The following is a 13,643-nucleotide window of genomic DNA, read 5'->3' as shown; positions in this document are numbered from 1 at the left end:
TGCGCATTCCGGGGGCCATCGGACATCCGCGGCCCGCAGCCAGACAACACCCGACCAAGGAATCACCATGGCCAAGCGAGCCAAAGCCATCATCACCTGCGCCCCGACCGGCGCCATCCACACGCCCAGCATGTCGCCCCACCTGCCGGTGAGCGCCGACGAGATCGCAACCGCCGCCATCGACGCGGCGCGCGCAGGGGCCGCCATCCTGCACCTGCACGCCCGCGACCCGAAGGACGGACGCCCGTCGCAGGACCCGGAGCTGTTCCGCCCGTTCCTGGCCAGGATCAGCGCCGAGACCGACGCCGTGATCAATATCACCACCGGCGGCAGCCCACACATGACGGTGGAAGAACGCATGTTGCCGGCCACGACCTTCAAGCCGGAACTGGCCTCCCTGAACATGGGCTCGATGAACTTCGGCCTGTTCCCGATGCTCGACCGCTTCAAGGAATTCCAGCACGACTGGGAGCGCGAACACCTGGAGAACAGCCGCAACCTGATCTTCAAGAACACCTACCAGGACATCGAGAACATCCTGCGCATCGGCAATGCCAACGGCACGCGCTTCGAATTCGAGTGCTATGACATCAGCCATCTGTATAACCTGCGGCACTTCCTTGACCGTGGCCTGGTCAGTGGCCCGGTGTTCATCCAATCCGTCTTCGGCATCCTGGGCGGCATTGGCCCCGATCCCGAGGACCTGATGCACATGCACCGCACCGCCCGGCGCCTGTTCGGCGATCAGTTCCGCTGGTCGATCCTGGGCGCCGGCCGCGGCCAGATGCCGCTGGCGACCATCGGCGCGGCCATGGGCGCCAGCGTGCGCGTTGGCCTGGAGGACTCACTCTGGATCGGTCCGGGCCAGCTGGCGGCATCGAGCGCCGAGCAGGTCACGCGCATCCGGACCGTGCTTGAAGCGCTGAACATCGACGTGGCCACGCCGGACGAAGCCCGCGACATCCTCGCCCTCAAGGGCGCGGCAGGCACCGCGTTCTGAACCGGCGGGGCCGCCACGGCCCGGCCCCGCCCAACCATCGAACACTGAAGACATCAACCAGGCAGAACGGCTGACGCGCGGCCCCAGGGCGTGGCGCCATATCCGCCGATGGAGACTACGCACATGCAGACCGTACCCGCCTCGGGCGCGCCGCCGCTGGCCGCGCCGACAGACCGCCCGCTGACCGCACTACTGTTCCGCAAGCTCATGCCCTTGCTGGTGCTGTCCTATGTGATCAGCTTTCTCGATCGCACGAACATTGCACTCGCCAAGACCCATATCGCGGTCGACCTGAACATCTCGGCCGCGGCCTACGGCCTGGGCGCGGGTCTGTTCTTCCTCAGCTATGCCTTGCTGGAAATCCCGAGCAACCTGATCATGCATCGGGTCGGGGCGCGCTTCTGGATCACACGCATCATGGTGACGTGGGGCCTGCTGTCCGCGGCGATGGCCTTTGTCCAGGGCGAGACCTCCTTCTACATCATGCGCGTGCTGCTGGGCGCGGCCGAGGCGGGGCTGTTTCCCGGCGTGATGCTCTATCTCACGTACTGGTTCGGCCGCGAGGATCGCGCGCGGGCAGTGGGCTACTTCCTGCTCGGCGTCTGCATCGCCAACATCGTCAGCGGCCCGCTGGGCGGCGCCCTGCTGGGCATGGATGGCATGTGGGGCTTCAAGGGCTGGCAATGGATGTTCGTGCTGGAAGGCCTGCCCGCGGTGTTCCTGGCCGCGGTGGTCTGGAAGAAGCTGCCCGACGGTCCGGACAGCGCGCCATGGCTGACGCCAGCCCAGGCGCAGGAAGTCCGCAGCCGGCTGGCCGCGGAAGCCGCCGATGCCAGCGCCGGCAAAGGCGGCCACTCATTCCTGGGCGCCATGCGTGATCCGCAGGTCTGGCTGGCGATCTTCATCTACTTCTGCCATCAGATCTCGATCTACACGGTGATCTTCTTCCTGCCGGGCATCATCGGCACCTACGGCAAGCTCACGCCCGTGGAAATCGGGCTGCTCAATTCCCTGCCCTGGATAGCCGCCGCCATCGGGGCCGCATGGCTGCCCCGACATGCCAACACCCCACGGCGCGGCCGCCGCCTGCTCTGCCTGGGGCTGGTCGTGATGGCAGGCGGCCTGCTGATTGCCGCCTTCGCAGGCCCGGTGATGGCGCTAGTCGGCTTCTCGCTGACCGCGCTGATGTTTTTCGTGGTGCAGTCGATCGTCTTCCTGTTCCCGTCGTCTCGCCTGAAGGGGGTGGCGCTGGCGGGCGGACTGGCCCTTATCAATACCTGCGGGCTGGTGGGCGGGTTCATCGGACCGTCGGTGATGGGCATCATCGAACAGGCGACTGGCAGTACGCGCAATGGTCTGGTGATCATGGCGGGCTTGTTGCTGGTTGCCTGCGCGGTGGCTCCGTTTCTGCGCCAGGGGCAGGAACGCTGACGGGCTGTAAAGCGGTCTGGGCAGACCCGCTGCCTGTCACGAGCGCGAAATTCACTGGCGCAGGGCCAAGCTGTTCTTCGATGGCAGATCCCTTCAATGGATTGAGAGCGGCGAAGTACAGATGCGTTGGCCAGCAGTGTCTGGGCGCCCTGGCTACCAGACCAAAGAGCATCAGGGCACCAGGGACGTCGGCCCCCTTCCTGAAGGCCTGTACACCGCACGTCAGGATGACTTCCAGCGCTGGGAAGATACAAGTGTCTTCAACCGAGCCGCTTGCCTTCTCCGGCTCATCAACATCAAGGCCGGCCGATGGCCTGGCTGTACAACAGCCTGGGGCACACGGCGCATCGGTTTGCGGCTACACGCAGGGACCAACGTGTTTGGCCGAAGCAACTTCACGATCCACGGCAGAAGCTACCATGGCTCAGCAGGTTGCATTGACCTCACCGGTTCGATGAATTCCTTTGCCAAAGAGTTTTTGTACTATGCCAAAGACATGGAACCGGAAGTTCGCTATTAGAGCTGCCGCAGCCAGCATCCTCGGACTCTTTGCCGTGCTGATGCTGGTAGAGATATGGGGCGCCTGGACAGCCCCTGAAGAGTATCCATTCCGCAGCCAAGAACCCGCTGCGGCAATGTGGGCGTATCAATCACAGACGAACTATCTGCTATCGTGCATCGCCTTCTTGCTCGGGTGCTCACTTGCAATTTGGGCGTTGCTTGCGCAGACGCGCAGCACTTTGCTACGTTGGCTGTGTGGGCTGCCGGTGCTCATCACCTGGGCATTGATGGCATTCGACGGCACTCGACTCGACCTCTAACCGGTCACTGGCAAGCATGGCGCACAAGATCGTGGCCGCCTCTTCATCACGCATGCCATCGCTCCACCTTCGATATAACGCCTGGCTCCGTGAGTATTTCGCGGCGATTAGCGGGTGGGTGTTGAAGGAGTATTGAAGCTCCGATGGACACCGGCTGATGGCCAAAGAGCACACTAAGAGTCAGGTCCGAACACGCGACATCGAGCATGGGCTTCGCGCATCGCTTGCGCACTCAGCCGGACATGCCGCCTTCCACCGCACCGCCGATCCATTCGTGGACGAGCCCGGCAATAAGCAAGTTGTTGTCGTCCATCATCGGCAGATGCGAATTCCCGCGGATACCCATGGCGGGCAAGTCAAATTCAGTAACTCCCGCCCCCGCTTGCTGCACGGCCGACAACCACTCGTCTACCTGCCGGCGATATATCGTCCATAACGAGTTCTGCGGAATATAGTCTCCCCACAACACACAGTGAGGAATGCCGCGCAGTCGGCTTGCATCCTCCACTGCTGTCGATGGCGCACCGGCGGGTTCAACGAGGATCAGTCCCTTTACCAGTTCAGGCACCGACAGCGCGGCATGCTGAGCCAGGCGTGCGCCTTCGCTGTGCGCGAGGATCGTGCACGGGCCAACCCGTCGTATCAGTTCCACATAGGCCTCCAACGCCATGTCGCCTGTGCTGGTCCATCGCGCCACGAACTGCTTGCCCAGCTCGTCCAGCGCGTGTACCGGAAACCGCTGTCCCTGGAAGGCCTGGCGCTTCCCATTAGCAGCGTCATATCCGTCCACCGGACCAAAGCGAAAGATGTCCCACGCCTGCTCCAGCGTTCGGTGCTCCGGCATTTCCGAAACCAGGCAGGCGGGCGCCCAGGAAGCCCTGCCACGCTCCACCGCGTCGCTCACAAAGGTGTCGTATCCCTTGCGCATGAAATAGTCATGCCAACCCGGACGACCATCCGGTGTGCATTCCCAGGTGGCACCGGTCATGCCGCCGCCATGCCACATCAGCAGCGGATACCTGGCCGTGGGCGCTGCCAGGGCGAATTGCTGGACATAGAGCTGTCCCACCTGATAACGCCCGTTCGGGTTGGAGACGCGCGGCTGGACGCCCGGTACCGTGGCAAGCTGCCGATGCGGCAGGTCGGCCACGTCGACTGGCCGTCCGCCGACATGAAAGCCGCGCACTGCCCTGAGCGCGATGGGCCTTGTTGCATCGATCGGGAAATCAGTAGACATGGCGAATCGCAATCAGAGCCAACGTTACGGTAATGGCGCCGCCGATGCGGGTCGCAATCTGCGCAAACGGCATCAGCTGCATCCGGTTCGCCGCGGTGAGAATGGCGATGTCTCCGGCGCCTCCCTGGCCGCTGTGGCAACCGGTCACGACCGCCACATCGATGGGATACATAGCCACGAAGCGCGCCACAAAGAACCCGCTGGCAATCATCGACGCGACCGTGGCAAACACCGTGACGACGGTCGGCACCGTGAACGCGCTCACAAACTCCTGCCACGGCGTCAGCGCGACGCCCAGGGCAAAAAGCAGCGGCCAGGTAACGATGCCGGAGAAAAACTGATACACGCCCTTTCCGCCTTGCTCCAGCGCGGGCGAGATGGCACGACCAAGCTTGGCCGCGACGATCAGGAACAGCATGGTGATCGGCGCCGGAAACGCCAGAACCCCCTGGACCAACACGCCGATCAGATAGAACACGACGATGGTCACCATGGCTCCGGCAAGGCTGACCGGATCGAACGCCGGAGCCGTTGCGGACGTCGCCTTCTCGCTCGCCTTAGTTTGCGGGCCCCGCTGCAGCACACCTTCTCCTGTGAGATGCGGAAAGCGTTTGCCCAGTGCATTGAGCAGTCCGCACAGCAACACTGCCGTAAAGCTGCCGAGCATGACCACCGGAATGATCTGCGCAAACAACTCCGATTGTGGCTGTCCGGTAATCATCGCGTAACCCATGGAAAGCGGGATCGCACCTTCGCCAAGTCCGCCGGCCATGATGGGAACGACGACAAAAAAGAATGCCCGGTAGGCATCCAGCCCCATCGCCATGCCGGTCAGTGTCCCGACCGCACCCGCGACGACCGAGCTGACTGTCAGCGGCACAAAGATCTTCAGGAAGCCACCGAGAAGCACCTCCCGGTCCATGCTCACAATGCTGCCGACAACGATGGCCGCGACATAGAGGTAAAGGAAGTTGGATGCCTTGACGAACGCCTTGATCGATAGCGCAAGCGAAGGCGGAATCAGGCCGTAATGGGTCATCGCCGATGGCACCACAAACGCAAGAATCGCGGCGCCGCCCATCAGGCTGAGCATCGGCACACGGCGACCGAGTTCCATGAAGAAGAACCCACCCAACGACAATACGGCGATCGCCATCGTGAGATCCGATGGCACCTTGCCAATGGTGGCGAACCACACCACGATCGGCAGCAGCGCGAGATATACCGGCAACGGTACAACGCCAATTCGGCGATCCAGCAGGCGCCACCATTGCGCACGCAGCGCAGACGTGGGTGCCACGCGCGGCTCGGCCGCAGAGACCGGTGAGATCTCTGCGGCTGACTGGGAAAGATGATCTGGTAGCACGATGTCCTCCTCCATCTGTTCATGAACTCGGCCGCATGACGTAGCGGCTTCTGGGTCCGTAGTCTGTGGCGCATCATCAGTGCCGTCCAATATCTGTTTTGTTGGAGGGCATAAGTTCGTACTATGGCAACCTATGCAGAACGCCCGCAAACTGGACATCCCTCGCCTGATCGCCTTTATCGCAATTTGCGAAGAGGGCAGCATCACGGCCGCCGCGCGCAGGCTCGGGATCGCCCAGCCGGCATTGACCGTCACCGTGAGCAGGCTGGAGGATGTGCTGGGGACGGTGTTGCTGACGCGAGGCATTCGCGGGGTCACGCCGACCGAAGCGGGACAACGCCTGCTGAGGCGCGCGTACGAGATCGTGAATCTCGTCGAGTCCACGTTCCAGGAGCTGCAGCAGTGCACCGCCGACCCTGGCGGCGACGTTTCCCTGGGTCTGCCTTCCTCATCCGCCGCCGTACTCGCCCTGCCTCTGGTCGAACGCATCTCCATGCGCTACCCGAAAATTCGCCTGCGCCTGGTAGAAACGTTCTCCGGCTACCTGTGGAATTGGCTATCAGAAGGACAGCTTGATCTGGCGGTGGTGTTTGACCGGACCGCGACGCCGGAAGTGCAATGCGAGCCCATCGCCAGCGAGGACATGCAACTGGTAGGCCGGCCAGGGTCGCTACCAGACACAAGCACGGTGCAGGCAAGGACATTGGACAGATATCCGCTCGTGATGCCGTCGCGTCTGCATGCCATTCGGTCGACGCTGGAGGCCCATGCAGCGCGGGCGAACGTGTCGCTCGACGTTCGCGTCGAAATTGACGCCGGCCAACGGCTGATACGACTGGTGGAAACCGGTCGCATGTTCAGCGTTCTCGCCAGGAGTGCGGTGGTACGGGAGATTCAGCAAGGGACGCTGGTGGCATGCATGATCGATCCGCCTATTGCGCGCGCCGTATGCCTGGGACAGCGGCGCGCACGCATGGCAGACCCGGCGGTCCGCGCCGTTGTCACGGAATTGGTTGCGGAGGCCAAAACCTTGATAGATACCGGCATTTGGAAGACCGCCGGAGCGGGCAATCCCTGATGCGCCGCCGTGAATGGCGGGCCTGGGATAGTGCGAATGCAGCCTCCCATTGCATCCATAACTATCCATAACCACCCATAAAGCAGCGCTGTACCCCATGTACGGCGGCCTGCAGGCAACGGCCGGCGCCGCCATGAACAGCAGCATCGCGAAAGTGATGCCTCGTTTCATCAAGGCATCTGTTTCGGCCCCTCACTGTATGCCTTGAACTTCTTCACGTCTGCCACCTTGTAGAACAGCCTCAAGGTAGCGTTCTTCGACGGTGGGATTCGGCCCACGAAGGCTGACCTCACGAAAGCGGCGCTGCCGTTTCCGTTGCTTTCCATCACACACACATACCGGCGCCCGTGCTCACGTAGCACTGCATAAGCGGCAAGGCTCGGTTCCTCAACTCTCGCGGGCTGAAGCTTTTGCACAGCAACCGCTCGCTTGATGAATCCGCGACGCGGCCCGACGAAGATGTAGTCGTTGCTTCCGCGCTTGCTGGTTGCATAGCCAATCCGAAGCTTGTTGCTGTCATCACCTCCAGGGGTAAACAGCTGGTAGCCAGACTCCGTAACCTCGTCTATCAGATTCGCATCCCCTTCAATTGGGCTGATCGAGATCGAAGTGTCAGACGATCTATCGAATAGTAGGCAACTGTCGATGATGGCCTCAGGCACCTGTTCCGCGTGAGCGGAAACCGAAAGCGCGAGGATGAGAGGCACTAGAGTAGTTCGTATCATTTGTATTCCTTGGCGCGAGTGACAGTACGCCGGTCTTGGCCATAGCGCCAAAAGATCGTTCCCCCCAGACATCTGCATGCCATAAGCTGGGTTTTCATTCGAACTCAATGAGCCGCTCATAGACCGTAATCACCACCATGACGACAAGTGGTGCAACACTTAGCCAGCGAAGCCGTCTCGGCACGCGGCGCAACCAGATCCCCATCATCGCGAGGCCACAAGCGGCGAGCGCAAGCCCTGCTGCAATCAGGTAGCGTCGCTGCGACTGGTACGCCCAGAGATTTGCCACCGGCCCCTCTGCGCCAAACGGATAGTGCTCGGGTGAATGCCATGCCTGCCAGGCGTCAATCGCGACCATTGCCATTACCGCCAGAAGCACGCCTGACGCCACCCACTTGACGCGCGAACGCGAGGTCAGAGTCCTTTGCACAGTCTTAGCCCTCACAGCAGACGTGCGGGCAACGGGGGTTGATTGAGATGCCTGCTTCATTGAAGAATCTTCCCTCCTCTTCAGAAGCGACATGCCCACTCGCGGTGGAACGTACTTCTGGCCTCTCGATGTCCTTCTTGTTGATTCCGAGGTGTTCAAGTAGGCCTGTCATTGAACGCGCCCGCGCTTCGGCAAGCTGGCGTGGAATACCGAGGATTTCGTTCTGACGCAGGTACATGTAGACGGTGTACCCGGCTGGAAAAGTGCGACGGGAATTGATGCGCCAATCGGCAAGGCGCTTAACCTCCGCACCGGATAGCGTGGCTGAGCCGGGCTCGAATACAGCGCTGTACTCCAGGTAGGGCGGTCGGCATGCATTGGCCGACGTAGTCGTGAACAACAGTACTCCGAGCGCGATGAAGTGCCTCATCATGGTCTCCAGTCCGGCGCCACGCACAGCTCTGGCAAATACCAAGATGTATCGAACTCTTGTGCGCGCGTCCCTAAGGCAATCCTTAAAGTTGCCCTTCTTCCGCACGCGGACGCCGGTACAATTTGCGCCGCATGTTGCTGGCCGCCGCGCGAGGTCAGCACATGCATCGCTTCGCGTCACGGCGCTCTCCCAAATACTCAATGACCGCAATGCAGGAAATGAACACAAGCGCGCGCTGGCGCCGCATCGGCCTCGCGCTATCCGGCACCGTCCTTCTTGCCGATGCCATCGCATTGACGACCCTGGGCCTCTTCAACTTCGGCATCGTCCTGCCAGGCTGCATCGGCGCATCATTCCTGCTCCTGGCATGGCAATGGCCCCGCGTCGCGCACTGGCGAGCAACCAGCCGAAGCCGCCAGCAACTATGGCAAGCAGGATGGATCGCGTTCGCAGTCTGGCTGGCGACAGTGGCCGTTTTCTTCTACAAGATTCACCGCAACACCGAAGCCGCCATCCCAGGAAGCTTCCCGGCAAACGCAATCATCATCCTCGGCTCCGGCACACCAAACTGCGTCGCTTCGCCAACGTTGGTTGCGCGGCTTGATCAGGGCTTGAAACAGGCTCAGCAATGGCCGCAGGCGAAGGTTGCGGTCAGTGGTGGGCAGGATTTCGGGCTGCGGTGCCGGGAGGCCGACATCATGGCTGAGTATCTGATCGCCCGTGGGGTCGCAGCAGACAGGGTCATCCGGGAAGGGCGTAGTACCAGCACGGGGGAGAACCTGGCGTTCAGCCGGCGCTTGCTTGAAGAGCAGGGCGTCGCCGCCACCGATCCCATTGTGGTGGTGACCAGCGATTTCCATGTACAGCGGGCGGTGCGGATTGCCCGGAAGGCAGGATTCGGGGAGGTCGCCGGAGTCGGGGCTGGAACGCCGCTCTACCTTCGGTATAACGCCTGGCTCCGTGAATACTTCGCCGCGATCAGTGGATGGGTGTTGAGGGAGTATTGACTCCTGCGCAGCCCGCCGCAGCGACATCAGGCTATCGCCGTATGCGCCCTGGCCCCGACAGCGGCGCCGAAATGTCTGTGGCGAAAATGCCTTAGCCCCCTTTTTGGGGGGCGTCAATCAGGCCGGAATGGCACATAGTCGCCCACGTGCCCACGAGTCGAGCGGGGCATGATCGCGACGTGCCGCTTTCGGCACACGTTGGCCCGGCTCCGCGCGGTGAGCACGGGACTAGGGTGCGTGCAGCTTGTCGGGTTCGCTGACCTCGACTAGCCTGCTATCGATGTCGACTCTTCGCTGCGTTGCGATACCCATTTGATGCCAGAACGCTCGACCACCCGATATGGCAAGGCGCTGCAGCGCCTGCACCAGCTCTTCTCCCCGTTGAACCTGGCGGCGGCGGCGTGGCTGATTGCGACATGGGCGTTCGCGGCGTTTCAGCTCGTGAGCGAGCGGGACCGCTTGCTGCACGACGCGGCGGAGCGTACCCAGGCGCAGGCCCAGGCGTTCGGCGCGTACTCGAAATCCAGCATCCTGCGGCTGTCCGAGTTCCTCCTCGACCTGCGGGCCAGCTGGCTGGTCGGCCAGCCGGGATTCATCGACATGGTGCGTGAGCGGGAAAACCTGGTGGTGGACCTGTCGTTCCAGGTGTCGGTGATCGACAAGCATGGCCTGCTCATCTACTCGTCCATCGCCCCGCCCGTGCCCGGCCAGAAGGTCGACCTGAGCGAGCGCGAGCATTTCCGGGTCCATCAGAACGCGGGCGGGCGCGACATGCTGTTCATCAGCGACCCGGTGAAGGGCAAGGTCTCGCGCAAATGGTCGATCCAGTTCACGCGCCCCATCCTGCGCGCGGGCAGCTTCGACGGGGTCATCGTGGTCTCGGTCAGTCCGGAGCAGTTCGCCAGCTTTGCGCAGTCGTTCACCAACCGCGATGGCAAAGTGGCGTCGGTCATCAAGACTTCCGGCCAGGTCATTGCGCGCGTGCCGGCCATGGAGGGCACGCTGGCCAGGGCGGTCAGCAACAGGCCATACCTCGCCAGCGGGTCGCCCCAGTCTGGTAGTTATCGGGCGGTGTCGGGCTCCGAAGGCGTGGAGCGGGTCTTCGGCTATTACCGTCTGCCGGAGTTCGGGCTCAATTTCGTGGTGGGCGAGTCGGTCGGCCTGGTGCTGGCGCCCTACGAGGTCTATCGCCGCGTTGCCCTGGCCGGTGCCATGGCTTCCACGCTGCTGCTTGGCCTGTTGTACTACAGCCTGCGCCGCTCCATGGGGGAGCGACGGCGCCATATGGAGGAGATGAAGCTGGCTTCGCTGGTCTATTCATCCAGCAGCGAGGCCATGGTGGTGACGTCGCTCGATGGCACCATCATCGACGTGAATCCGGCCTTCGCCGCCGCCACTGGCTATACAACCAAGGAGGTCAAGGGCCGCCCGGGCTATATCGTCAGCGGGGCAGGCAATGCGGCAGGGCTGGTCGAGCGCCTGCGGGCCACCGTGGCAGCCAAGGGCAGATGGAGCGGCGAATTCTCGATCCGCCGCAAGGACGGCAGCGAGTTTCCCGCCTATCTGACCGTGGATACCTACCTGGCCCACGCGTATGGCGAGCGCCGCCGCGTTGCGCTGATCCATGACATAACCGAGAAACGCCAGGCGGAGGAAGTCATCCGGCACCAGGCGAATTTCGATGCGCTCACGGATCTGCCCAACCGCCGCCTGTTCTTCGACCGGCTGAGGCAGGAGATCGAGCGTTCGCGCGGCACGCAGGATGTGCTGGCGCTGCTGTTCATCGACCTGGATCGCTTCAAGGAAGTGAACGATACCCTCGGCCACGACCAGGGCGACCTGTTGCTGCTGGAGGCGGCGCGGCGCATTGCGGCATCGGTGCGCGCGTCGGATACCGTGGCGCGGCTGGCCGGCGACGAGTTCACCGTGATCCTGCCCGCGGTGGGCGATGCCGGCGTTGCCGGGGACATTGCCGAGGCCATCCTGGAGCGGATTGCCGCGCCCTACCGCCTGGCCGGCGAGCTGGTGGTGGTGTCGGCCAGCATCGGCGTGGCGACCTGGCCCAAGGATGCCGACAACGCCGAGGCCCTGCTGGTGTGCGCCGACCAGGCGATGTTTGCCGCCAAGGAGGAGGGCCGCAATCGCTGGAAGGTCTTCACCCAGGCGCTGCTGCAGGCGGAGAGGGAGCGCCTGCGCATCACGCAGGACCTGCGCACGGCGCTGGCGTCCGGGCAGTTCGCGCTGCACTACCAGCCCATTGTCGATCTGAACACGGGCAAGGTCTGCAAGGCCGAGGCCCTGATCCGCTGGGACCATCCGGTGCGCGGGCCGATCCGCCCGGCCGATTTCATTGCCGTTGCGGAGGAAACCGGCCTCATCATCGACATCGGCCGCTGGGTGCTGACCGAAGCGCTGGACCAGCTTGCGCGCTGGCAGGTGCTGCTGGGCAAGGGCTTCCAGATCTCGGTCAACAAATCACCAGTGGAGTTCTGCGCGCCTGCGAGCGGGCCGGAGTCCTGGTCCAGCATGATCGAGCGCAGGAACGTGCCGGTGGGCAGCCTCGTCATCGAGATCACCGAAGGCTCGCTGATGGAGCAGAACGCCGATGTCATGGACCAGCTCTCCCGCTTCCAGGCGGCCGGCATCGAGATCGCGCTCGACGACTTCGGCACCGGCTACTCGTCCTTGTCGTACCTGCGGCGCCTGGACATTGACTACATCAAGATCGACCAGTCCTTCGTCCGCTCGCTGACGCGGGGCCCGGACGACGTGGCCTTGTGCCGCGCCATCATCAGCATGGCGCATGCGCTGCGCATCCGCGTGATTGCCGAGGGCGTCGAGACCGAGTCGCAGCGCGACATCCTGCTGGCTGCCGGCTGCGACTACGGGCAAGGCCACCTCTTCTGTCCGCCGGTGGAGGCCAGCGCGTTCGAGGCCTATGTGAGCGCAGTGACTTGAATGCCACCGCACCAGAATGCGAACGGCGCGAGACCAGCCAGTTCGCGCCGATTTGCTTTCAGGCCCGCGTTGCGTGGGGCCTGTCTCTCGTCAGACAAACGCCTGCAGGCAGTCGGCGCTCTGGTCGATCTGGCGCAGAAAGGAGAACAGCCGTTAGGGGTGCAATGCCTCTGCGCTGGTCTTCAGGAAATCCACAAACGCCCGCAACGGCGCCGGCAAGTGCCTTCGCCCCGGATAGTAAAGAAACGGCCCTGAGAACTTCTGCCACCAGGGCTCAAGAATCGGCTCCAGCGCCCCGCTTTCGAGATACGGCCGCAGCTTCCCCTCGAAGATGTGGATCACCCCAACGCCAGCCAGCGCCGTACTGATCGCCAGGTCGATAGACGCGGCAGGCCGGATCAGCAACCGGTGCGGAGGATCCAACCGCAACTCCTCCCCATTACGCTCGAACACCCACGGTGGCGTGGCGCCACCGGCGAACTGCGCGCGCAGGCAGACGTGGGAGAGCAAATCGCGCGGGTGCTCCGGCCTGCCATGCCGGTCGAGATAGCCAGGCGTTGCCGCCGTCGCGAAGCGTTGCACGCGCGGCCCGATCGGGATGGCGACCATGTCCTGCTCAAGGCGCTCTTCGTAGCGGATGCCTGCGTCGCAGCCGATGGCCAGCACGTCGACGAATCCATCCTCGACCACGAGCTCTACGCGGATGTCGGGGTAGGTCTCCAGGAACGGCGGGAGGATGGCCGGCAACACGGTCCACGCGGCGCTCGATGGCACGTTCAGCTTGAGCGTGCCGGATGGCTTGTCGCGGAAGGCGTTCAGGACGTCCAGCGCGGACTCCATCTCGCTGAACAGCGGCGTGAGCCGCTCAAGCAGGCGCAGCCCCGCTTCGGTCGGGGCGACGCTGCGTGTGGTGCGGTTAAGCAGGCGCAGGCCCAGCTTCGACTCCAGGCGGCGCACGGCGATGCTCAGGCTAGACGCCGAAACGCCGCCGATCCGCGCCGCATCCCGAAAGCCCCCGGCGCGGGCCACCGACACGAACGCGGCCAGATCATTGAATTCCATGTCAGTGTTCAAAATTTGAAACAACCCATTCAATCTAGGCCGGATTATCAAACACTGCAACGCCAAACATACTGGCGCCACCTGTTCAGCCAAAC

The 13,643-nt window shown here is 63.1% G+C and carries 12 protein-coding genes; 6 read left to right on the top strand and 6 right to left on the bottom strand.

All coding sequences use genetic code 11. From position 1 onward, the window contains the following. Positions 1-67: 67 nt before the first annotated feature. The 3 genes from kce (at position 68) to AC3WLF_RS19565 (ending at position 3,252) form a co-directional block, all read left to right on the top strand. On the top strand, positions 68-1,000 hold the full coding sequence (gene kce, locus AC3WLF_RS19575; protein ID WP_492356894.1) for a 3,5-dioxohexanoate:acetyl-CoA acetone transferase: 933 nt from the start codon (positions 68-70) through the stop codon (positions 998-1,000). Between the two features lie 123 nt (positions 1,001-1,123). Further along, positions 1,124-2,431, top strand: a complete 1,308-nt coding sequence (locus tag AC3WLF_RS19570; RefSeq protein WP_439668448.1) for an MFS transporter — start codon at positions 1,124-1,126, stop codon at positions 2,429-2,431. Positions 2,432-2,916: 485 nt separating this feature from the next. Next, complete coding sequence (locus AC3WLF_RS19565; protein ID WP_492358678.1) at positions 2,917-3,252, top strand: hypothetical protein; 336 nt, start codon at positions 2,917-2,919, stop codon at positions 3,250-3,252. 232 nt (positions 3,253-3,484) lie between these two features. Here the strand turns inward: AC3WLF_RS19565 and AC3WLF_RS19560 are convergent, their stop codons facing one another. Together AC3WLF_RS19560 and AC3WLF_RS19555 are read right to left on the bottom strand one after the other, a co-directional pair. After that, positions 3,485-4,489: an alpha/beta hydrolase family protein gene (locus AC3WLF_RS19560; protein ID WP_492356893.1), complete on the bottom strand. Its 1,005-nt coding sequence runs from the start codon at positions 4,487-4,489 to the stop codon at positions 3,485-3,487. After that, the gene (locus AC3WLF_RS19555; protein ID WP_492358677.1) at positions 4,479-5,870 is read right to left on the bottom strand and encodes a 2-hydroxycarboxylate transporter family protein; all 1,392 of its coding nucleotides are present in this window, start codon (positions 5,868-5,870) and stop codon (positions 4,479-4,481) included. Before AC3WLF_RS19555 ends, AC3WLF_RS19560 begins: the two co-directional genes overlap by 11 nt. Positions 5,871-5,988: 118 nt before the next feature. Between AC3WLF_RS19555 and AC3WLF_RS19550 the strand changes: the two genes are divergently transcribed. Then, positions 5,989-6,933 (top strand): LysR family transcriptional regulator, encoded by a 945-nt coding sequence (locus tag AC3WLF_RS19550; RefSeq protein WP_492358676.1) that lies wholly within the window; start codon positions 5,989-5,991, stop codon positions 6,931-6,933. 170 nt (positions 6,934-7,103) lie between these two features. Here the strand turns inward: AC3WLF_RS19550 and AC3WLF_RS19545 are convergent, their stop codons facing one another. The 3 genes from AC3WLF_RS19545 to AC3WLF_RS19535 all read right to left on the bottom strand — a co-directional run bounded on the left by AC3WLF_RS19545 (position 7,104) and on the right by AC3WLF_RS19535 (position 8,521). Beyond that, positions 7,104-7,640 (bottom strand): hypothetical protein, encoded by a 537-nt coding sequence (locus tag AC3WLF_RS19545; protein WP_492358675.1) that lies wholly within the window; start codon positions 7,638-7,640, stop codon positions 7,104-7,106. A 112-nt stretch (positions 7,641-7,752) separates the two neighbouring features. Next, a complete protein-coding gene (locus AC3WLF_RS19540) occupies positions 7,753-8,016 on the bottom strand; it encodes a hypothetical protein (RefSeq protein WP_492358674.1) in 264 nt (87 codons plus the stop codon). Positions 8,017-8,092: 76 nt separating this feature from the next. Then, entirely contained in the window at positions 8,093-8,521 is a 429-nt protein-coding gene (locus AC3WLF_RS19535) for a hypothetical protein (RefSeq protein WP_492340219.1), read from the bottom strand. Positions 8,522-8,721: 200 nt separating this feature from the next. Between AC3WLF_RS19535 and AC3WLF_RS19530 the strand changes: the two genes are divergently transcribed. Both AC3WLF_RS19530 and AC3WLF_RS19525 read left to right on the top strand, forming a co-directional pair. Beyond that, positions 8,722-9,528, top strand: coding sequence for a YdcF family protein (locus AC3WLF_RS19530; protein ID WP_492358673.1), 807 nt, complete (start codon positions 8,722-8,724; stop codon positions 9,526-9,528). 315 nt (positions 9,529-9,843) lie between these two features. Then, positions 9,844-12,486 carry a bifunctional diguanylate cyclase/phosphodiesterase gene (locus tag AC3WLF_RS19525; protein WP_492358672.1) on the top strand — a complete coding sequence of 881 codons (2,643 nt, stop codon included), beginning with the start codon at positions 9,844-9,846 and terminating at the stop codon, positions 12,484-12,486. Positions 12,487-12,639: 153 nt separating this feature from the next. Here AC3WLF_RS19525 and AC3WLF_RS19520 read toward each other — a convergent pair whose 3' ends face one another. Beyond that, positions 12,640-13,548 carry a LysR family transcriptional regulator gene (locus AC3WLF_RS19520; RefSeq protein ID WP_492358671.1) on the bottom strand — a complete coding sequence of 303 codons (909 nt, stop codon included), beginning with the start codon at positions 13,546-13,548 and terminating at the stop codon, positions 12,640-12,642. Positions 13,549-13,643: the final 95 nt, after the last annotated feature.

The organism is Cupriavidus sp. FW306-01-F10A (genome assembly GCF_058782785.1).
Note: the sequence above shows the minus strand (reverse complement) of the source record. Positions and strands in the feature narration are given on the sequence as shown.